We start from the raw sequence: 20,041 nt of genomic DNA on the forward strand, positions 1-20,041 counted from the left end.
TCATGCTGGTTAGATTGGAACTTTGACTTCATTTCCAATAACATAATTCAATCAACAGTGTAGTACTGTATTGATCAAAGATTCTTCCATTTAGTTTATTTTATTACAAAAAGAAAAGAATGCACTTAGAGCAATTACATAATCTGATTATTTTCTAACAAAAATCAGATTATGCTTAGACTATAAAGTTGAGGAGTTTTGGACATGAAAAAAACAATTGGTTTAATTTCAACATTAGTATTATCTACTTTGATGTTTACAGGCTGCCAAAACATGAGCGCATCTGATCAGCGTATTGGTGCAGCAGCATTGGGTGGTGCAGTTGGTGGTGGTGTTGGTAATCATGTAGGTGGCGGCTTAGGAGCGGGTGTAGGTGCAGCAGCAGGTGCTGGTGTAGGTGCAAATGCCAAGGGTGGTAGTAGTAATTCAACCACAAGTAGTGCAATTGGCGCAGGGATTGGTTCTGTGATTGGTAAGTCTATTTTTGGTGGTGATACTGGTGCTGCGATTGGCGGCGCAATTGGTGGTGGCGCAGGTGCTGCAATCCAAGAGAAGAAAAGATAATTTCTCAGATTCAAAAATGCCTGCAAAACCTTGCAGGCATTTTGATATGCGTAAAATTAAGCACTGACTTTGGGCTTTTTCAGACGGATATACAGAACCTTTTCAACTTCTGCAATTCGTGTTCCTGCATCATCCACAATATTCAATGTATAGTTTCGAAACACAGGTTCATGATTTTCAGCCAGTTGCTTAATTTCCGTAATTTCAGTGGCACTGAGCTGTATATCCGCATAGACGGTGCTACGACCAGGTGACAGGAAATTAATCGAGGCACTTTTGTCCCAAACAATATATTTATGTCCTAAATGATGCATGAGAATTAGCATATAAAAGGGATCAACCATCGAATATAAACTGCCCCCAAAATGTGTTCCGACGATATTACGATTTTTTCTAGTCAGCGGCATTTTGACACGAATGAAGTAACGATCAAGATCAAATGTTTCGATTGCAATGCCTGCCCCACGATAAGGGGAATAATGATTCAGCATAAATTTAGAAATCGCTGGAATGGTTCGAATTTTTTTGAAAAAGTCTTTCATGGTCAATTTTTTTTCTTGCAATGCTATTCATACTCCATAAGTATCATTTTTAGTGCATCGCTGGCAATGGCTGTTTTATAACCAAGTCGATATAAAACAAAATGGGAAAGAATTATGCAAGCACAAGTAAAAACAGTAACCACTTCTGACCAACAAAGCCTCTGTGTCAAAACATGGGGGGATGAAAAGAAAACACCATTGGTGTTAGTACATGGTTATCCCGATAATCAAGAAGTATGGGAACCAATTATCGAGCAATTGGTTGATGACTATTATGTCGTTACTTACGATGTTCGTGGTGCAGGTTTGTCATCAATTCCAAAGCGTATTAAAGACTATCGATTACCGCGTTTATCTTTGGATTTACAAGAAGTCGTTGATCAAGTGTTACCCAACCGCAATTTCCATATGGCAGCGCATGACTGGGGTTCTTTACAGTCTTGGGAATCAGTAACTGAACCTAAGTTAAAAGGCCGTTTACTATCTTATACAACAATCTCAGGCCCTTGCTTGGATCATGCTTCTTTATATTTGCGTGAAAAGTTTAAATCTGTACCAAGTAATGTACTGAAAATGCTGACTAAATCTTGGTACATTGGTGCCTTTCATTTGCCATTAGTTGCTCCAACCGTATGGACTTTCTTTAGTCCAGAAAAGTGGGGTAAGATTTTAAGTGGCTTAGAGAAAAAACAAAATTTGCCATTAAATGCAAATATTGTGTCAGATGGTAAATACGGTATTAATTTGTATCGTGCTAACTTTATTCCTTCACTGGCTCAACCACGCCAACGCTATGCTCAATGTCCTGTACAGGCGATTGTATTAAAACGCGATGCATTTGTTAGCCCTGAGTACATTACCGAATCAATGCCAAAATGGGTTGAAAACTTTGAATATGTTGAACTTGATGCCAATCACTGGGCGGTTCTAAGTCAGCCAACTAAAATTGCTGAACTAATCCGTCATTTTGTAAAACGCCAGACTGTTTAAGGCTTTAGCGGATTAATCAAAATAAAAATCACTTAAAACAGATTGCAATTTGGCGACATTTTCAGCTTCTATACAATGAATCTGCTAGAATGTCGCCTTTCTTTTTGCTCCTAAATTTTGTCCATGAATGCTGTCGTAATTGCGATTGCCGTGATGTTTATTTTGTCACTGGCACGCGTTTCTGTTGTTCTCACTTTGGTCATATCAGCCATTATTGGTGGTTTGGTTGCTGGACTGAGCCTTTCTCAAACTGTAGAAGCTTTTAATGCAGGACTGGGAGATGGTGCTGAAGTCGCTTTGGCTTATGCTGTTCTAGGTGCTTTTGCCTTAGCATTATCTAAATCTGGTTTACCAGATTTACTTGCACATAAACTGATTGGTTTATTAGGAATGGAAGCCAGTAAAAATCAAGAGAAAAAAGTGAAATATCTTTTATTAACGATTTTACTCATCGCTGCAATTTTCTCTCAAAATCTAATCCCAGTTCATATTGCTTTTATTCCTGTATTGGTTCCGCCATTGTTAAAAGTGATGAATCACCTCAAGCTTGATCGACGTGCGGCAGCATGTGTACTGACGTTGGGTTTAGTTGGAACATATATCTTCTTACCTGTGGGCTTTGGTGCCATTTTCCTTGAACAAATTTTGATGGGGAATATCAATAAAATTGGGGCTGCATATGGTTTGCATGTAGAACGTAGGATGATGCCTATTGGCATGGCGATACCTGTTTTGGGTATGGTTTTAGGTACTTTAGTCGCTGTGTTTATTAGTTATCGTAAGCCCCGTGAATATGTTGATCGATCAATTTCACCCGTTACAAGCATTGATTTGGATAAACCACTACGAGCAACAACACAAGCTGAATATGACCTCAAGGCGGATGCTGAAGAGTTGAAGCATGAAGCTGAAAATGTACCTTATATTTCCAAAAAAACCATGCTTATGGCGTTACTTGCAATCGGTTTAACCTTAGTTGCGCAGTTGTATTCAGGTTCGATGATTTTAGGTGGCCTTGTTGGTTTTGCTGTGTTATCCGCTTCTGGCATCTTTAAATGGCAAGAAGCTGATGATGTGTTTGTGCAAGGGATGCGAATGATGGCCTTAGTTGGTTTTATCATGATTTCCGCGGCAGGTTTTGCTTCAGTCATGACGCATACAGGCGACATTGCTCATCTAGTGAATGGCGTTGTACATATCATTGGTGATAATCATGCTTTAGCTGCGTTCTTGATGCTATTTATTGGCTTGTTTGTCACGATCGGTATTGGTTCATCTTTCTCAAGTGTGCCTGTGCTGGCGGTGATTTATGTGCCACTCTGCGTACAATTTGGATTCTCACCTTTGGCGACAATTGCATTGATTGGTACTGCTGCTGCATTAGGTGATGCAGGTTCGCCTGCCTCAGATTCAACATTAGGACCTACAGCAGGACTAGGTGTAGATGGTCAACATGATCATATTTGGGATACTGTAGTGCCAACATTTATACATTTTAATATCCCGCTACTTATTTTTGGCTGGATCGCAGCAATGGTTTTATAATGAATAGAGAATGGTTCCATAAGGAACCATTTTTTATATTAAGAAATAATAAAATATCATTTATATTAAATATAATAATTATGCTTATTAAATAATAACTATATTTATTTTAAACCACCTTGATATGAATAGTTGCTATTTATTTATCATGGAAGAAATAAAGTGAAATTTTTTGTCTTTTTATTCCTGTTTATTATATTAAGTTCTCATTCTATTTTGTAATAAAACTAAATTTATTTAGTGTATACTTTAAAAGATTTATTTTAAATATATCTTTGAGCTAGTTAATTCTGATAAAAACACTTGGTTTTCAATTGGTTAATCATAGTAAATTAGTTTGATTTATAAATAATTACATATCTTTACGAATTTATATTGTTGTTAATCAGATATTTGTAAAAATAATTAAATTGGTCGGAATTAATATGTATTGCATAAAATAAAAAGACATGATTATTATTAAATACAGGTTGAAATTTTGATTAAAGAGGTTTTTTTAAATGCTAAAAAAATTATTAGTTATTACATTATTGGGGTTGTCTTCAACTGCGTTTGCAGGTGGTTTTCAGGTTAAGGTCGGTGGTAGTGTTATTGCGCCAACTGCAGATACAACATTAGCTCCAGGTGTTGTAGTTAAAGGTGATCATGAATTCGCATTTACACCTTCAGTAGAATATTTCTTTGGTGATACGCCTTTTTCAGCTGAGGTTTTGCTTGCTAACCCAATTAATCACGATGTTCTATTAAATGGTGAGAAAGTTGCAAGTGTTCGTCAATTACCACCGACAATCACAGCAAAATATAACTTTAAGAATTCAACTCGATTTACTCCATATATTGGTGTTGGTGGTACAGCCTTCATTGCATGGCACGAAAAGGGCTTAGTTGATGACGTGAAAAATACTTATGGTTTTGCTGGTCAGTTAGGTTTTAATTTCCAACCTGCTGACGCTAAAAACTGGGGTGTATATATGGATGTTCGATATGCAGATCTTAGCCCTGAAGTGAAGTTGGTTAATGGTACGAAGTTTGATTTAGACCTAAATCCAATGGTCTATACTTTGGGCTATAGCTATAAGTTCTAAGACGATTTAGATTTAAAGAAACCTCACAAATCGTGAGGTTTTTTATTTTACAATCGTAATATAAAACAGATACAAGCCTAAAAAGAGCGTGCGGTAAGCTAAGAACTAGTTTTTAATAAGTTGTGATCGGTGATGAAAAAATTATTAAGCTCAGCATTATTTCTTATGTCATTACTCATTTTATCTCAAACCCATGCCGCCAGTTTCTCATGCAAAGCTGCAAAATTGAAATCGGAACAACAGATTTGTAATGATCGTGGTTTAAATGATGCGGATGTAAAACTGGCAACAACTTACCAGATTATTTTGCACGCATTACCTATGGGAGGACGTGATGCAGAAAAAGATAAGCAATTCCAATGGTTGAAACAGCGTAATTCATGTGCAGCAAATACCTCTTGTCTTCGTCGTGTATATGCACAAAGACAACAGCAATTGGATCAACTTCTACAAACACGTATATTGAGCCAAGGGCCATTCTAATTGTTCTTTTGTGCATTTTTTAACTGAAAAAATAAAACACAAGGATTGAAATATTCAAGATATGCACCATTCATAAATCATTCCAAATATATAAGCCTCAAGATAAGGAGTGATTTATGAGTGAACAAGTCGCACAAAATTATAGTTTCCAAGCTGAAGTTGCTCAGTTGTTACATTTGGTAACACATTCGCTGTATTCCAATCCAGAAATTTTCTTACGTGAACTGATTTCCAATGCATCGGATGCCTGCGATAAGCTGCGTTTTGAAGGGATTAATCACCCTGAATATTATGAAAATGATGCAAACTTACATGTTCGTGTGAGCTTGAATAAAGAGAATAAAACTTTAACTATTTCCGATAATGGTATTGGTTTGAGCCAACAAGAGGCGATAGAGAATCTTGGTACGATTGCAAAATCGGGCACTAAAGATTTTATGTCCAAGTTAAGTGGTGATCAGAAAGCAGATGCACAGTTAATTGGTCAATTTGGTGTTGGTTTTTATTCTGGCTTTATTGTTGCCGATAAAATCACGGTGGAGTCGCGCCGTGCAGGTCTGGATGCTGCCGAAGGTGTGCGTTGGATCAGTGGTGGAACGGGCGAGTTCGAAGTTCAAACAATTGAGAAAGCAACCCGTGGTACCGATATCATCTTGCATTTACGTGATGATGCGCTGGAATATCTTGAGTCGTGGAAAGTTAAACAGATCATCAATAAGTATTCAGATCACATCAGCTTGCCAATAGAAATGCAAAAAGAAGTGTGGCAAGAAGAGGAAGTCGCTGAAGGTGAAGAGCCTAAAGGCGGTCAGATGGTGAAGACGGATGAATGGGAAGCGATTAACTCAGCGAGTGCGTTATGGACACGCAGTAAGAGCGAAATCACTGATGAACAATACATCGAGTTTTATAAAAATCTCAGCCATGACTTTTCAGAACCTCTAGCATGGGCACATAACTGTGTCGAGGGTAGTACCGAATATACTCAGTTGCTGTATATCCCAAGTCAGGCCAAACAAGATTTATTTACTCGTGAAGCAAAAGCAGGCATCAAATTGTATGTGAAGCGTGTATTCATTTTGGATGAAGCAGACAACCTCATTCCAAACTATTTACGTTTTGTGCAAGGCGTGGTGGACAGTGCGGATTTACCGCTGAACGTCAGCCGTGAATTGTTACAAGAAAGCCGTGATGTCAAAACCATTCGTGAGGGCAATGCTCGCCGTGTTCTAACCTTATTGGATAGCTTGGCAAAATCGGAAGATGAGAAAGATCAGGAAAAATTCAAGACCTTCTACACTGAATTTGGTTCAGTGTTAAAAGAAGGTTTGGGTGAAGATATGGCTAACCGTGAGCGTATCTTAAAATTATTGCGTTATGCAACTTCTAGCAATGATGAAATCTCGACTTCATTTGCCGACTATAAAGCACGCATGAAAGAAGGGCAGAAAGCGATTTATTACGTGACTGCGGATAATTTAACGGCTGCGAAAAACTCACCACAACTTGAAGTATTCAAGAAGAAAGGCATTGAAGTATTGCTCATGGCAGATCGTGTTGATGAGTGGGCAATGAATTTTGTCTTTGAGTTTGATGGTACGCCATTACAGAACGTGTCTAAAGGTGCAGTTGATCTTGGTGATCTACAGGATGCGGATGAGAAAAAGGCGCTTGAGCAAGCGGCTGAACAATTTAAACCTGTGGTGGAGCGTTTAAGCAGCTCATTGAAAGACAAAACCAAAGAAGTGCGAGTAACGACACGTTTGGTGGATTCACCAGCATGTTTGGTCACCAGTGAGGGTGAGCTTTCTCCGCAATTGATTCGCATGTTGAAACAGGCAGGTCAGGCGGTTCCTGAAAGCAAGCCAACGCTGGAAATTAACCCTGAACATCCATTGGTAAGAAAACTAGAAAACTCAGCACAGTTTGATGATCTCGCGAATGTGATCTTCGATCAGGCGGTAATTGCTGAAGGTGGCTTACCAGAAGATCCTGCGGCTTATGTCAAACGTATCAACAGCTTGTTATTACAATAAGTGATTTAACCTAAAAACCTCTGCTTCGGCAGAGGTTTTGTATATCTATGGATAACATTTAAGTTATCCACAGTTGTGTTGATATTTTCATCAGAACAACGTTTCAAGACGAACGAAAGTACTCACATAATGATTTCGATCCTCGCGATGATCATTGAAATAGTTCAGATCACCTTGTACATAGAACCACTCACGCCATAAAGGTTGTCTCCAAGAAACAAAAGGGCCCCAACTGTTTAGACGTAAGTCATTATTGTTGTAATAGCCACCTGTATAGAGACCGTAATTAAAATTGTTATGTGCAAAGAATTGGTGTTGGCGGAAAATGCGATTCTCCCATAACAAATCATCATCTTGCTTGTCAGCGTAAGTTAAACTGAATTGATTTGAAAGAAAAGGTTGGTTGGGGCGAGCATGTATCAATTCTAAATTTGTACGCAAATAGTTCTCACTTTGACTACCATATCGATAGATTTGTTCAGCATTAAAGTGGAAATCATTGTGCAAATCCCAATGCTTCTCAGCTCTTAGACGTAAGTAAACATCTTCACCAGAACGAATACCAATATCTGCATCTGTATCAAATGGTAGCTTTTTGGAAAAATGAGACCAACGTAATGCAAGAGAACCATTGCTGTCACGTGTTTGTTTAGAATCAAGTTTTTTATTTGTATCTTGATTCGGTTGTGTATTGGTATTGGCAATATTGTTTTTAAATTCGTCATCTAGAGAATCATCACCAAAAACTAAGCTAAGTTTTTTTTCTAAAGTTGGAAGTTTGATTTTTCCTCGAATACGAGGTTTAACCTCATAGTTATCATATTCATTCCAATAATTGTCCAACATAAAACGAATCGTTGCTGAAGCTGGTTTTTCAGGGTCGACATCACCAAACCAGTCATCAATCTTAACCGAGGTTCGATCAGCCCAGTTGCGAATATCACGCTGTTTACGATCAACCCAAGTTTTATTCTCAGTTTCAGCGGTTGGAGGAACAATAGATTGATCAGATTGTTCAGGAAGAACGGCGGGGCTCGCATCTACCCATTTAGGAATATAGTCTAAGAAATTTTCTTGATTTGATATTTCCGCTTTGGGAATATTATTCTCAGTTTGTTCAACCGATTTAGTTGCAGCATTGACAGTTGTTGATAAACCGAATGGAAGTGCAATGAGCGTATATAAAATATATGATGGTACTGTTTGATTTAAAGTCGTCATAGTTAAAACTTATATATTGTTCTTCATTTAACTTTTGATTATTCAAGCAATAAAATCAAGCTAAAGACACAAAAAACAGCAATTTAACAATGCGTTTGAAAATTTGAATGAGTATTTATGAAAATCCACCATGAAACTTGCAATAAGCAATCACAAGTTTGATGGTGGATTAGAGGTATCTTAAAAATGGATATTTAGGTCACTGAAACATCCGCATTTTCGAGTGCTTGATATAGATCATGAACTGAAATTGGTTGAGGTAGGCGGCTAATCACTTGACGTATTAATTGCCATGTATAGCCGTCTGCACGATCTAACAATAGATACGGATAAGCTTGATCTTCGCTCGATAATTTTACGCGTTCTGCGCCGTGTAGCACTCTGATTTTTTGACGCTCTTTGAGTAGGATGACTGGCGTCAAAAAAGTCGCTGTTGTTTCTTCAAAAGGAATAAACTTTTGCGTGTTAATAAAGGCAGTAGGAATATAAGGGTAAGATCGCTCACTACGCTGCCAAACTTGATTACCATTCATGATACATTCATTAAATAGTGTTTCATGTTGGTGGTAATGTTGTTTAAAAATAACCCAGTCTGTTTGATGAATCGAGCTTGTTTGAGTATGACGTTGGTCTGTATAAGCTTGTAAGATTGTTGTAGCATATTCGACACTATGAGTACCAATAAGGACGACATAATGTGAAAACTGTCCTTGAGCATAAAGCTGTTCAGCAACAAAGATTTGAGCTGTTTCCCAAACAGGTTGAACGTCATTCTCAGCTTTTAAATATAACCAATCAATTTTAATATTTTGATTAATCTCATCGTGTAGCTCTACACGATATAAAGATGGAAATGTTTTAGGATCGATACGCTCTAAGCGACATACGAGTCCATCTAAATTAAAATCTTTTAGTGCAACAGGTTTCGCTTTATTTAGATTTGCAACAGGACGCACATTTTGTCTAAAACTTGGTTTAGGCTTTGCGACCGTTGGAATACTTGGTGTTGGAGTATTGGGTACAGATTGAATTCTTTCCTGAATAATTGCTTCGAGTTGTGCTTCAAAATTCGCAGTTTCTTCTCTCATAGCAGATAATCTGTCCTTGTGAATTGTTTGATTTGAATCTAATGATAAATTTGTTGAAGTTGGATGAATTGGCTCTAAAACAGGAATAAGACTTTTGAGTTCATCATCTGTTTTTATATAATCACTTGTACTCGTTTGAATCCATTCAAGTGCTTGTCGAGTAGATGTAAACCAAGGGCTCTTTATAAAAGACAATGCAGGACGAATAACCCAAATTTGCCAATGCTGTGACTGACGTAAAGCTGCCCATCCCATGTCGCCTGATGCAAATAAAGCATGTTCAACACGCCCCATAAATTTAAATGTTCCGCAATAAGTGAGTGCATACCCAAAGCTTTCTAATTCTTCAGCCGAAAATTCTTCTTGTTGAATAAATTCTTTAAATGGTGTGAGTTGTTCTTGAAACAATGGATCGTCACAAGAAGCACAAATATCCTTAATACGTTGCTTTGATTTTGCGATCTCAAAAAGTGAGTTTTTATCGTTGTTTAGCCCAACAATCAGATGTTTGAGCTCATCAACCAATAATGCTTTCTCTAATACGTCCATTGATAGTTTCCTTAGAGATAGGCTTGAGCCTGTTTTAAATAATGAATAAGTACAATATTCACAGCATCATCTAACAGTTTGTATTCAGGTGTATTCGTCAAATTATGCTGTCTAGCCAAGGCTACAAGTTGCTCAATACATATTTGTTCGGGTTGAATCTGACCATTTATTAGGGCTTGTAACTCTTGAATTTTCATAACAAAAGAATGTCACTTTATGACGATTATAGAAGAAAAATATGCAAAATCTATAGACTGCAAGTTAGTAAAAAATCTCATTTAGTTATTCCAAATAGAGATTTTGATCATGTTTTGGCTTTCAAAGTATCAACATTTTAAAACAATAAATCGGATAAATAGATCGCACTGGGAAAGTATATCTATAAATCTATCTCTTTAGTGTGATTTTAATCACATTTTTTTTAGTTAAAAGTTGATCAATAAAATACTTAGTTTGTTACAGAATTTACCACTACAGATAAACGGTATGCTTTTTAAGATAATAGGTGACGTAACTATCACATCTAGTTTGAATAGTTCGCTGCACACAAGCTTCAGACAGTTGCTGAAGCTTGTATTTTAGCTAGCTTGTTAGGACTTAATTTCGCATTGATCATCGCTACATTGAGCCGCATCTGTTTGCTGAATTTCTTCTGTAGAATCGGATTGAGCTTGTTGTAATGCCTGTAAGAAAATTTCACGCGGTTGTGCGCCTGAAAGTGCTAGTTTTTGATCAAAAACAAAAAAGGGTACACCCGTTACATTTAATTGCTCATGGGCAATTTTTTCATCATGGCGAACAAAATCTGCCAGTTCATCTGAATTCAATACATACTCGACTTCAGCATGATCCAAACCAATCCGTGAAGCGATTTCTTCAACCACTTCACGTTCACCAATTGCAAGACCTTCAGTCATATAAGCATGAAAAAAAGCTTCTTTTGCTTCGTTACCCAAACCTTTGCTTTGAGCCAAATGGATAATACGGTGTGCATTAAAGCTGTTGCCTGAATTGGCTTTTTGCCATTGAAAATCAATGCCTTCAGTCGCTGCCATAGCCGCAACATTACGTTCCATTTCTTCCATGTCAGCAAAGCTACGCCCATATTTCTTTGCTAAGCGTTCCGTATTCGAAGTCTCATGTTTGGCAGGTGCATCTGGATCGAGTTCAAAGCTATGCCAATGAATATCAAGCTCAATTCCTGCTTGTTCAGCAACATGTTCAAGACGCTTTTTCCCAATATAACAAAAAGGGCAAACGACATCTGACCAAATATCTACGCGCATAGCATATCTCTACAATTTCAGTTGATTTGATAATAGGGGCGAAAGTACGAAATTTAAAGCGATGAAAATGTAATGCTCCGTTACGAAAAATGAAATAAAAATCAATTAACAGTCTGTGTTTGACTGATTAAACTTAAAGTCAAAACATAAAAAATATAAATATACTTGGAGGCTGTATGCGCCGTTTTTTATTATTTTTAACTGTCGTCGTGATTTGTTTGGGCACATTCTTTTTCTATCAATATCGCGTAAAGCAAAATGCAGCCAATACAGAACAAATGTTTGAAATTGTTATGGCTGAAAAAATGCGTGGGCTCTATGATCAAGCGCAGGATTGGAGCAAGCCTATACAACTCAACGTACATGATGATCGTTTATCTGGTGATTATAAGTTGATGTCCGAGTTTCTACTTAGTTATTGGATGCAAAATGTTGAGGCAAGAAACGCTTATTTAAGGCAACTCAAAGCAGCAAATTGGGATACTTTTTTAGATGTCGAACGTTTAGATCAAGACCGTCAAAAAGGTTATTTTGAGACTGAAAAAATGCTTCATGATGTGCGAAAAATCTCGACTGAATATGGAATAAAGAGACAGAAAATACAGGCAGATTCACTTGAACAAGCAAAAAATCTCGCCATTCATCATGTAATGAGAAAATCTTTACAAGAAAAACTGCAAAATAACCTGAAAACAGACAAGGCGCATGACATTTTTCCGATTGAACAACAAGTTATTGAGAAAGCACAAGCGATGTTTGATATGTTAAAAACTGACCCTTGGCAAAGAGAAGATAACAAGATTCTTTTTAAGGAAACAGCACAAGTCAAAAAGTTTAATGCGCTTTATCAAGATGTGCTCAGATTAAATCAGAAAATGGATAAAATTAAGCAAAACAATGTTGCAGTATTAGATGAAGAATTATGATTTTGTGATGCAATGATGCCTTGTATACATCATTGCATGACTGAGTTCGAGCTTAAGCTTAATCAAAGATCTTTTCTGCTGCTTGGAAAGGTAGACTTACCACATCAATCGCCACGGCAAAAGGGAGCAATACCAGTTTTTCCAAAGGATTCATACCTGATTTTGATTTATAACTTTCTTCTTTATTGGTATAGATAGAGATTTGGTAAGGCTTACTTAATGCTTTGAGTGAACTTAGATTATTTGCAGTAGGATAAACAACACCAGCGAGTTTGATATCGAAGCAGAAGCGTTGTGCTTGCATACGTTCATCACTTGAAGAAGAACATTCTCTCGCACCATTTTCAATGAAAAACTCTAAATCTTTTTTGCTCAAGTCTTCTTTTAGTTTTATATATGAAAGGGGTAGTGTGCCTGAAAAATTGCCATCATTTTTTTCAGAATAAAAGCTTAGCTCACGTGTAATTTGAATATTTTTTGGGTCGAGTTTTGCGATTAAGCTCACAAATTGAGATCCACCTTGGGTGAGGATATAGCTATTCTTTTGCCCTGCGATTACGAGACTATCTTTAGGTAAATTTGCAGATTGTTGAGCAGGTCTTCCAAATGCAATGACACTATCTTCAACCAAAGTAACTTTGGTTGTGCGAATATAAGCTTTACTGTCTTTGGTAATAAGGGTTTTGGTTGCACAACCTGCTAAACATAATCCTGTAATCGATATTGCTGTAGTCATTTTAATTAGAGTTGAAATCATCCATTTCTCCTAATCGCTTTTTAAAGTATATAAAATAATCAATATTTGTAAATTCACTCGAGCACAGTAATCAAAAAAACGAGCTTATGCGAGATTTTTTCCTCTTTTATCCATTCATTTTACAAAGATCAGACACATTGTTTGATTCGCTCATTTTATCTTACGTTCAAAAAAATAATCCTATTTACCGTTTATCAGAGTGATACAGAATCCAATATCACTTTATTGTAGGCTTAATTTATAGCTATTTTTATTCAATGTTTATGGTGAATGATTTTTGGAGCAAGTGATGAACTTTCTAAAACGATCAGCGCTGATGATGGCATTTACTTTGGTTGGATTTTCAGCAGTACATGCCGAAGAGGTTGAAACTTTACCAACCATTCGTATTATGGCTGAATCTGAATTACGTGAAGAAGTTGTAGGACCTACTCCATTTCAAGAAGATAAAAAAGTACGTCAAGCACTTCAGCATCGTATTTATAAAACTCATACTGATATGCAAAATGCAGAAATTCCTGAGAATATTAGTGCAGTTGAATTTGAACCAAAGGTGCAGTCAGGCTTATCTCAAGTTTCACCTGGGTTACAAGAGTATATTCTAGCGGTGGCCTCAGGTTTTCAATCATCTGATCCAACTAATGGTGTATTTAAAATATTAGAGCCACTTAATATAAATCGAAACAATATTGATGGCATTCGTGATGGTTCGATTAAAGTCAATTTGAATGATATTTTGCTATTACAGCAGCAAATTCAAAATGGTTTAAAAGATTTTAGACAACCATAGCTTATATCATTGATTAAGATAAAAATCCCCGCACATGGCGGGGATTTTTTACTATCTTAGTGTCGATTAAACACGTTCGATAATCGTCGCGATACCTTGACCAAGACCGATACACATGGTCGCAAGACCGATTTGCGTATCTTGTTGTTCCATCACGTTCAACAATGTTGTTGTGATACGAGCACCAGAACAGCCTAATGGGTGACCTAATGCAATCGCACCACCATTCAAGTTGATGATGTCTTGTTTGTCATAAACGCCTAAGCCTTTCATGACTGATAAGCCTTGAGCAGCAAATGCTTCGTTTAATTCGATAGTTTGGATATCCGCCATCGTTAAACCAGCACGCTTAAGTGCTTTTTGAGTTGCTGGAACTGGACCATAACCCATGATCGCAGCATCACAACCTGCAATCGCCATAGAGCGAATCACAGCACGAGGTTTTAAACCAAGCGCTTGAGCACGTTCAGCAGACATAACTAACATTGCAGAAGCACCGTCAGAAAGAGCAGAAGAAGTTGCTGCTGTTACTGAACCACCTTTAGGATCGAAAACTGGTTTCAACGCTTTGAATGCTTCAAGGTTTGCGTCAGCACGAATCACTTCGTCGATGTCGCAAAGGATTTTGAAGCCATTTGCATCATGACCTTCAACACCCACGATTTCGTTTTTGAAACGACCTTCTTGTGTTGCAGCCCATGCACGACGGTGAGATTCAACACCGAACGCATCTTGTTCTTCACGAGAGATACCGTTCATACGACCTAACATTTCAGCCGTTAAGCCCATCATGTTAGATGCTTTTGCATAGTGTTTAGATGCTTCAGGGTTAAGGTCGATGCCGTGCATCATACCTACGTGACCCATATGCTCTACACCACCGATGATGAAGATGTCACCTTGGTTGGTCGCAATTTGTGCAGCAGCAGTATGAAGTGCTTGCATAGAAGAACCACAAAGACGGTTTACTGTTTGACCGCCAGCAGTTTTTGGAATGTCAGCCAATAAACCAATATTACGAGCAATGTTCATACCTTGCTCTAAAGTTTGGTTTACACAGCCCCAAATGATGTCTTCAACTTCATTGGTATCAAACTGGTTACGAGCAACAAGTGCACGTACTAATTCAGCAGATAAACTGTCGGCACGAACATTGCGGAACATACCGTTACGTGATTTGCCCATGGCAGAACGAACGCCATCAACAATCACAACGTCACGTGGATTTAAAGTAGCCATTCACGTCGCTCCTTAACCGTAGAATTTTTTGTTGTTAGCAGCCATGTCACGCAACATTTGTGGCGCTTCATAAGCTTTACCTAAATGTGCATATTTGTCGCAAAGCGCAACGTATTCAGCAACACCTGTTTGGTCGATGTAACGGCATGGACCACCACGGAATGGAGGGAAACCTACACCCATGATCATCGCCATATCTGCTTCAGAAGCAGTTGCAACGATGTTGTCTTCTAAGCAACGAACTGTTTCGTTACAGAAAGCAAGCATCATACGGTCAATGATTTCTTGGTTGTCAAACTCGCGTTTTTCACCAGTAACGAAAGGCGCAATGATTTCGTAAGCTGTTGGATCAACAGTTTTCGCTTTCTTACCTTTCTTATCTAACACATATTTGTAGAAACCAACGTCATTCTTTTGACCAAGACGTTTTGCTTCATACATCGCTTCGATAGAACCTTTGTAGTCAGGCTTCATACGATCAGGGAAACCTTCAGCCATTACTTCTGCGCCATGAACACCTGTATCGATACCAACAACGTCGATTAAGTATGCAGGACCCATAGGCCAACCGAATTTCGCCATTAAATTGTCCACTTGTTGGAAATCCGCGCCATCTTTTACAAGAAGGTCGAATGCACCGAAGTAAGGGAACAATACACGGTTAACTAAGAAGCCTGGGCAGTCGTTTACAACGATTGGTGTTTTACCCATTTTCTGAGCAAGAACAACAGTAGTTGCGATCGCTTCTTCAGAGGTTTTCTCACCACGAATCACTTCAACCAATGGCATCATGTGTACTGGGTTGAAGAAATGCATACCTACGAAGTTTTCAGGACGTTGTAAGTTTTCTGCTAAACGTGTAATTGAAATCGTTGAGGTGTTTGAGGCAATAATCGTGTTGTCACGAACATTTTTCTCAGTTTCTGCAAGTACGATACCTTTTACTTTAGGGTTCTCTGTGACAGCTTCGATCACGATGTCAACTTCTTTAAACTCATCGTAGCTTAAAGTTGGACGGATGCGAGCAAGCGTTTCACCCATTTGCGCAGGTTTCATTTTTTTGCGTTCAACTTGTTTAGTCAACAAGCCATTCGCTTCTTTCATACCTAAAGCAAGTTGTGGGTTACCAATATCTTTCATGATAATTGGAGTGCCTTTGCTTGCCGCTTGGTAAGCAATACCACCACCCATGATACCAGCACCTAAAACAGCTGCTTGGTTTACAGGATGAGCACCTTTTTCATATTTCTTCGCAGTTTTCTTCACAACTTGGTCATTGATGAATAAACCAATCAATGCGCCTGCTTGAGGAGTAATTGCTGCTTTAGCAAAACCTTGAGCTTCCGCTTTTAATGCGTCATCACGTGTTAAGCTTGCACCTGCTTGTAATGAATCAAGCAATAATTTTGGCGCAGGGTATTGAGCAGGGTTTGCTTTTGCAAGTACCGCACCTTTCGCCGTATTGAACGCCATCATTTGTTCAAGTGGGTTTAATTTAATTGCGTCTAATTTTTCTTGACGCTTTGCTTTCCAGTTTAAACGACCAGCAATGGCTTGTTTAACGAGGTCAACAGCAGCTTCTTGAAGTTTGTCCGCAGCGACAACCGCATCTACAGCACCATCTTTAAGTGCAGCAGCTGGTTTTTTCGGGTTCGCCATTGCCATCCATTCAACAGCATTGTCGATACCAATCACACGGCTTAAACGTACGCTACCACCAAAACCAGGATAGATACCCAATTTGATTTCTGGTAAGCCAACTTGTGCTTGCTCAGACATGACACGGTAGTCACACACTAAGCACATTTCAAAACCACCACCAAGCGCTGTACCATTAATCGCAGCAACTTTAGGGATGTCTAAATCTTCAAAGCTATTGAAGACGTCATGTACAGGCATAAGCCAATCAACAATTGCTTGTTCACCAGCAGCGAAGTTGTCGCCAAATTCAGTGATGTCAGCACCAACAATAAACGTTGATTTACCAGAGGTAACAACTAAGCCTTTAATGTCGTTATTGGCTTTAACCGCAGCAATTGCTGCTTGGAAGTCTTCGATGGTTGCACGGTTAAATTTATTAACCGACTCACCTTGTAAGTCAAAGCGGAATTCTGCAATTCCGTCCGCAAGCATTTGGACGGTAATGGCATTGCCAGCGTGGATCATGCCTGATCTCCCTTGTTGTGGAGGATTCTGAGTTGATGTCATAAAGCGTGTATGCGTTAGCGCACACAAAATGCTTTGCTAATCTTACGATAACTATATCCAAAAAGGACATAACAAGTTGTATCAAGCCGTGACGCTAGGGTCATCTATTCTTTTAAAGAATTTATTTCTAAGGCTTGTATAAAAATAGAAAGCTATTTTTTCCTTTAAAAACAGTGAAAAGTTTATTGATTTTAGTCATGTGCTTATCGGTTTTAAACGTAAAAATTGTATTAAGCAACCCATAAATCATTTTTAAATTCGTATATTTTTTATTAGCATATTTAAGCTTTAAGTGAAGTTGCTAAAGTTATGGCTTGTTTATTGCTTTATTATAGATATAGCGAAAGCAATATTTTGTTGTTAACTCTTTGCTAGAAAAAGTATTTTTAAAGATTTTTTGTTTTTTAAAATGAGACATAGTTTGATTTTATGACAAAAATTGTTAGTTATAGCTATTTTTAGGGTTTATATGAAAACGAATAGAAAAATAATGATTTGTTGATGATGTGGTTGGGAAGCTGAATAAAAAAACAAACCTGTTTAGGGAAGGCTGGGTAAAAGATGAAACCAACAGACCAAACATTGATGAAACAAATGCATATTTCGATTGAAGAAATTGAATATCGACGATCTTTGCTTAGTTTAAGTCATCAAGAATTACAGCAGTTGGTAGACTTAGGGGAACAAATTGATCTTGAGTATTTACTTGACCAAGTTGTGATTACCTTTTATCAACAGCAAACCTCGATTTCGGAGATTGCTTCACTGATTGGCGATATAGACACTTTATCTCGGTTACAACATGCACAACGCCAATACTTGGTAGAACTTTTTTCAGGTAATTATGATGCCAATTATGTCAATAATCGATTGAGAATCGGTTTAGTGCATAAACGAATTGGTGTCGAACCCAAATTATATTTATCCGCCGTCTATCATCTCAAAATCATGCTGATATCAATGATTCAACAACAATTAGGCGATACAGAGAATTTTCATCAAATACGTTCTACTTTAGAAAAGTTATTTATGTTTGATATTTCGCTGGTTGTAGAAACCTATGTGTGGAGTTTGGTCAGTGAGTTGAAGGCATCTAAAGAAAAAATTGAGCAATATGCTTCTGTGTTAGAAGATCGGGCTCAGCAAATGGAAGCTTTATCTCAAACTGATCCGCTCACAGGACTATTAAATGTGAGACATTTAAATCGTATTTTAAATTCGACCATTTATGCGGCTGAACGAAGTTTAGAACCCGTTACAGTCGTATTTATTGACATCAATGATTTTAAAATCATTAATGATAATTTTGGGCATTCTAAAGGTGATCAAATGTTAAAAGTTGTAGCGGATGCGATTCGATTTGTTGCACGTTTGGATGATCATTGTTTTAGATGTGGTGGAGATGAGTTTTGTATTGTGTTTCCACGTTGTACTGAAGCACAGGCACTCGAAAGTTTCGTTCCAAGATTACTACAGTATGTTTATCATATTGAGCCGAGTATTACTTTGAGTATCGGTGTAAAACAAACAGATCATGTTGATGGTTATTTAGATGCATCTACTTTGATTCATGAAGCTGATGCAAAAATGTATTTGGTCAAAAAACAGCAAAAAATAAAAAAATAACAATTTTTATTGGAAGATTTATTTTTATATATACATGATATTTATTGTTTATTTTATCTAATGAATTAAGTAGAAAAAATTGTTGAACCAAAATTGGCTAGAAATTAAAAAAGACGATGATAAAATTCCGAGATTCATTTTTTTGGTCGATTTTTTCAATGGTTAAATGGATCATTTTAGCGATTTTTATCATTTCAGCTTTGTATATTCAACGACGCGGTAAAGTAAAACATTCGTTTTATCGTCAATTTTTCGATCATTCAACGATTCTTGCACCTATAAACTTTTTAATGTACATGTTTTCTAAAGTACCGAATCAACCTTATATTGATACGCAGTATTTTAAAGATTTAAAAGTTTTAGATGAAAATTGGGAAATGATTCGAGACGAAGCCAAAGCTTTATATGACAAAGGTGGGATTAAAGCTTCAAGTAGTTATGATGACCTCGGTTTCAACTCCTTCTTTAAAACAGGTTGGAAACGTTTCTATTTGAAATGGTATGACTCGGCACATCCATCTGCTGCTGAACTTTGCCCAAAAACAACCGCATTATTAAAAACGCTTCCAACAATTAAAGCTGCGATGTTTACTGAGTTAGCACCAGATAGCCGTTTAGTTCGCCATCGTGATCCTTATGCGGGTTCATTGCGTTACCATTTAGGTTTGATTACACCCAATGATGATCGCTGTTTTATTGATGTTGATGGTCAGCGATATTCGTGGCGTGATGGTGAAAGTGTGGTGTTTGATGAAACCTATATCCATTATGCGGAAAACACGACGAACCAGAATCGTATTATCTTTTTCGCTGATGTAGAACGCCCATTAAAAACCCGTTTTATGGAAAAGTTTAATCATTGGTTTGGTAAAAGTGTCATGACGGCAGCCAGTTCACCTAATGAGGCAGGCGATCAAACAGGTGGCTTAAATAAAGTCTTTGGTTATGTTTATCAGTTCCGTTTAAAAGCCAAAGCCTTAAAAGCAAGCAATCGTGGTTTATATTATTTTTTGAAATGGTTCATCATGTTAGGGCTATTTTTCTTAATTTTTATTCGACCTTATGTATTTAAAGTCTGAATGAGATCAACGCCCGAAAGGGCGTTT

18 protein-coding genes are annotated in these 20,041 nt (G+C 37.6%); 10 read left to right on the top strand and 8 right to left on the bottom strand.

What is annotated here, in order from left to right; all coding sequences use genetic code 11:
• Positions 1-204: 204 nt before the first annotated feature.
• Positions 205-564 (top strand): YMGG-like glycine zipper-containing protein, encoded by a 360-nt coding sequence (locus ABLB98_RS01390; RefSeq protein ID WP_249570210.1) that lies wholly within the window; start codon positions 205-207, stop codon positions 562-564.
• A gap of 56 nt (positions 565-620) precedes the next feature.
• Here the strand turns inward: ABLB98_RS01390 and ABLB98_RS01395 are convergent, their stop codons facing one another.
• On the bottom strand, positions 621-1,127 hold the full coding sequence (locus tag ABLB98_RS01395; protein ID WP_348883596.1) for a DUF4442 domain-containing protein: 507 nt from the start codon (positions 1,125-1,127) through the stop codon (positions 621-623).
• A gap of 93 nt (positions 1,128-1,220) precedes the next feature.
• Here ABLB98_RS01395 and ABLB98_RS01400 point away from each other — a divergent pair, with 93 nt between their 5' ends.
• The 5 genes from ABLB98_RS01400 to htpG all read left to right on the top strand — a co-directional run bounded on the left by ABLB98_RS01400 (position 1,221) and on the right by htpG (position 7,245).
• On the top strand, positions 1,221-2,096 hold the full coding sequence (locus ABLB98_RS01400) for an alpha/beta fold hydrolase (RefSeq protein WP_348883597.1): 876 nt from the start codon (positions 1,221-1,223) through the stop codon (positions 2,094-2,096).
• 123 nt (positions 2,097-2,219) lie between these two features.
• The gene (locus tag ABLB98_RS01405) at positions 2,220-3,641 is read left to right on the top strand and encodes a Na+/H+ antiporter family protein (protein ID WP_348883598.1); all 1,422 of its coding nucleotides are present in this window, start codon (positions 2,220-2,222) and stop codon (positions 3,639-3,641) included.
• A 500-nt stretch (positions 3,642-4,141) separates the two neighbouring features.
• Complete coding sequence (locus ABLB98_RS01410; protein WP_005163031.1) at positions 4,142-4,726, top strand: OmpW family protein; 585 nt, start codon at positions 4,142-4,144, stop codon at positions 4,724-4,726.
• Positions 4,727-4,858: 132 nt separating this feature from the next.
• On the top strand, positions 4,859-5,209 hold the full coding sequence (locus tag ABLB98_RS01415; RefSeq protein WP_348883292.1) for a hypothetical protein: 351 nt from the start codon (positions 4,859-4,861) through the stop codon (positions 5,207-5,209).
• 116 nt (positions 5,210-5,325) lie between these two features.
• Positions 5,326-7,245 (top strand): molecular chaperone HtpG, encoded by a 1,920-nt coding sequence (gene htpG, locus ABLB98_RS01420; protein ID WP_348883291.1) that lies wholly within the window; start codon positions 5,326-5,328, stop codon positions 7,243-7,245.
• 90 nt (positions 7,246-7,335) lie between these two features.
• Here the strand turns inward: htpG and ABLB98_RS01425 are convergent, their stop codons facing one another.
• From ABLB98_RS01425 to ABLB98_RS01440, 4 genes are all read right to left on the bottom strand, one after another.
• Entirely contained in the window at positions 7,336-8,466 is a 1,131-nt protein-coding gene (locus ABLB98_RS01425; RefSeq protein WP_348883290.1) for a hypothetical protein, read from the bottom strand.
• Positions 8,467-8,660: 194 nt separating this feature from the next.
• Complete coding sequence (locus ABLB98_RS01430) at positions 8,661-10,103, bottom strand: hypothetical protein (protein WP_348883289.1); 1,443 nt, start codon at positions 10,101-10,103, stop codon at positions 8,661-8,663.
• Positions 10,104-10,114: 11 nt separating this feature from the next.
• A complete protein-coding gene (locus tag ABLB98_RS01435; RefSeq protein WP_004659320.1) occupies positions 10,115-10,300 on the bottom strand; it encodes a hypothetical protein in 186 nt (61 codons plus the stop codon).
• Between the two features lie 393 nt (positions 10,301-10,693).
• Positions 10,694-11,389 (bottom strand): DsbA family oxidoreductase, encoded by a 696-nt coding sequence (locus tag ABLB98_RS01440; RefSeq protein WP_348883288.1) that lies wholly within the window; start codon positions 11,387-11,389, stop codon positions 10,694-10,696.
• A gap of 176 nt (positions 11,390-11,565) precedes the next feature.
• Between ABLB98_RS01440 and ABLB98_RS01445 the strand changes: the two genes are divergently transcribed.
• Positions 11,566-12,315: a hypothetical protein gene (locus tag ABLB98_RS01445; protein WP_348883287.1), complete on the top strand. Its 750-nt coding sequence runs from the start codon at positions 11,566-11,568 to the stop codon at positions 12,313-12,315.
• 58 nt (positions 12,316-12,373) lie between these two features.
• Here the strand turns inward: ABLB98_RS01445 and ABLB98_RS01450 are convergent, their stop codons facing one another.
• Complete coding sequence (locus ABLB98_RS01450; protein WP_348883286.1) at positions 12,374-13,072, bottom strand: hypothetical protein; 699 nt, start codon at positions 13,070-13,072, stop codon at positions 12,374-12,376.
• A 289-nt stretch (positions 13,073-13,361) separates the two neighbouring features.
• Between ABLB98_RS01450 and ABLB98_RS01455 the strand changes: the two genes are divergently transcribed.
• Positions 13,362-13,862, top strand: coding sequence for a hypothetical protein (locus ABLB98_RS01455; protein ID WP_087537427.1), 501 nt, complete (start codon positions 13,362-13,364; stop codon positions 13,860-13,862).
• Positions 13,863-13,928: 66 nt separating this feature from the next.
• On the opposite strand, the gene fadA is transcribed toward ABLB98_RS01455, so the two are convergent.
• Both fadA and fadB read right to left on the bottom strand, forming a co-directional pair.
• Positions 13,929-15,101 (bottom strand): acetyl-CoA C-acyltransferase FadA, encoded by a 1,173-nt coding sequence (fadA, locus tag ABLB98_RS01460; RefSeq protein ID WP_004756315.1) that lies wholly within the window; start codon positions 15,099-15,101, stop codon positions 13,929-13,931.
• A gap of 12 nt (positions 15,102-15,113) precedes the next feature.
• Entirely contained in the window at positions 15,114-17,267 is a 2,154-nt protein-coding gene (fadB, locus tag ABLB98_RS01465; RefSeq protein WP_348883293.1) for a fatty acid oxidation complex subunit alpha FadB, read from the bottom strand.
• A gap of 603 nt (positions 17,268-17,870) precedes the next feature.
• Between fadB and ABLB98_RS01470 the strand changes: the two genes are divergently transcribed.
• Both ABLB98_RS01470 and lpxO read left to right on the top strand, forming a co-directional pair.
• Entirely contained in the window at positions 17,871-18,935 is a 1,065-nt protein-coding gene (locus ABLB98_RS01470; protein ID WP_087543072.1) for a GGDEF domain-containing protein, read from the top strand.
• A 158-nt stretch (positions 18,936-19,093) separates the two neighbouring features.
• Positions 19,094-20,014, top strand: a complete 921-nt coding sequence (gene lpxO / locus ABLB98_RS01475) for a lipid A hydroxylase LpxO (RefSeq protein WP_348883285.1) — start codon at positions 19,094-19,096, stop codon at positions 20,012-20,014.
• The last annotated feature ends 27 nt before the right edge of the window (positions 20,015-20,041 follow it).

Source organism: Acinetobacter yuyunsongii, assembly GCF_041021915.1.
In the GTDB taxonomy this organism is placed as follows: domain Bacteria; phylum Pseudomonadota; class Gammaproteobacteria; order Pseudomonadales; family Moraxellaceae; genus Acinetobacter.

Excerpts from the sequence above, each read along its gene's own strand:
- ABLB98_RS01390 (WP_249570210.1), top strand. The coding sequence starts at position 205 with ATGAAAAAAACAATTGGTTTAATTTCAACATTAGTATTATCTACTTTG.
- ABLB98_RS01400 (WP_348883597.1), top strand. The coding sequence starts at position 1,221 with ATGCAAGCACAAGTAAAAACAGTAACCACTTCTGACCAACAAAGCCTC.
- ABLB98_RS01405 (WP_348883598.1), top strand. The coding sequence starts at position 2,220 with ATGAATGCTGTCGTAATTGCGATTGCCGTGATGTTTATTTTGTCACTG.
- ABLB98_RS01410 (WP_005163031.1), top strand. The coding sequence starts at position 4,142 with ATGCTAAAAAAATTATTAGTTATTACATTATTGGGGTTGTCTTCAACT.
- ABLB98_RS01415 (WP_348883292.1), top strand. The coding sequence starts at position 4,859 with ATGAAAAAATTATTAAGCTCAGCATTATTTCTTATGTCATTACTCATT.
- htpG (WP_348883291.1), top strand. The coding sequence starts at position 5,326 with ATGAGTGAACAAGTCGCACAAAATTATAGTTTCCAAGCTGAAGTTGCT.
- ABLB98_RS01425 (WP_348883290.1), bottom strand. The coding sequence starts at position 8,466 with ATGACGACTTTAAATCAAACAGTACCATCATATATTTTATATACGCTC.
- ABLB98_RS01430 (WP_348883289.1), bottom strand. The coding sequence starts at position 10,103 with ATGGACGTATTAGAGAAAGCATTATTGGTTGATGAGCTCAAACATCTG.
- ABLB98_RS01435 (WP_004659320.1), bottom strand. The coding sequence starts at position 10,300 with ATGAAAATTCAAGAGTTACAAGCCCTAATAAATGGTCAGATTCAACCC.
- ABLB98_RS01440 (WP_348883288.1), bottom strand. The coding sequence starts at position 11,389 with ATGCGCGTAGATATTTGGTCAGATGTCGTTTGCCCTTTTTGTTATATT.
- ABLB98_RS01445 (WP_348883287.1), top strand. The coding sequence starts at position 11,566 with ATGCGCCGTTTTTTATTATTTTTAACTGTCGTCGTGATTTGTTTGGGC.
- ABLB98_RS01450 (WP_348883286.1), bottom strand. The coding sequence starts at position 13,072 with ATGATTTCAACTCTAATTAAAATGACTACAGCAATATCGATTACAGGA.
- ABLB98_RS01455 (WP_087537427.1), top strand. The coding sequence starts at position 13,362 with ATGAACTTTCTAAAACGATCAGCGCTGATGATGGCATTTACTTTGGTT.
- fadA (WP_004756315.1), bottom strand. The coding sequence starts at position 15,101 with ATGGCTACTTTAAATCCACGTGACGTTGTGATTGTTGATGGCGTTCGT.
- fadB (WP_348883293.1), bottom strand. The coding sequence starts at position 17,267 with ATGATCCACGCTGGCAATGCCATTACCGTCCAAATGCTTGCGGACGGA.
- ABLB98_RS01470 (WP_087543072.1), top strand. The coding sequence starts at position 17,871 with ATGAAACCAACAGACCAAACATTGATGAAACAAATGCATATTTCGATT.
- lpxO (WP_348883285.1), top strand. The coding sequence starts at position 19,094 with ATGGTTAAATGGATCATTTTAGCGATTTTTATCATTTCAGCTTTGTAT.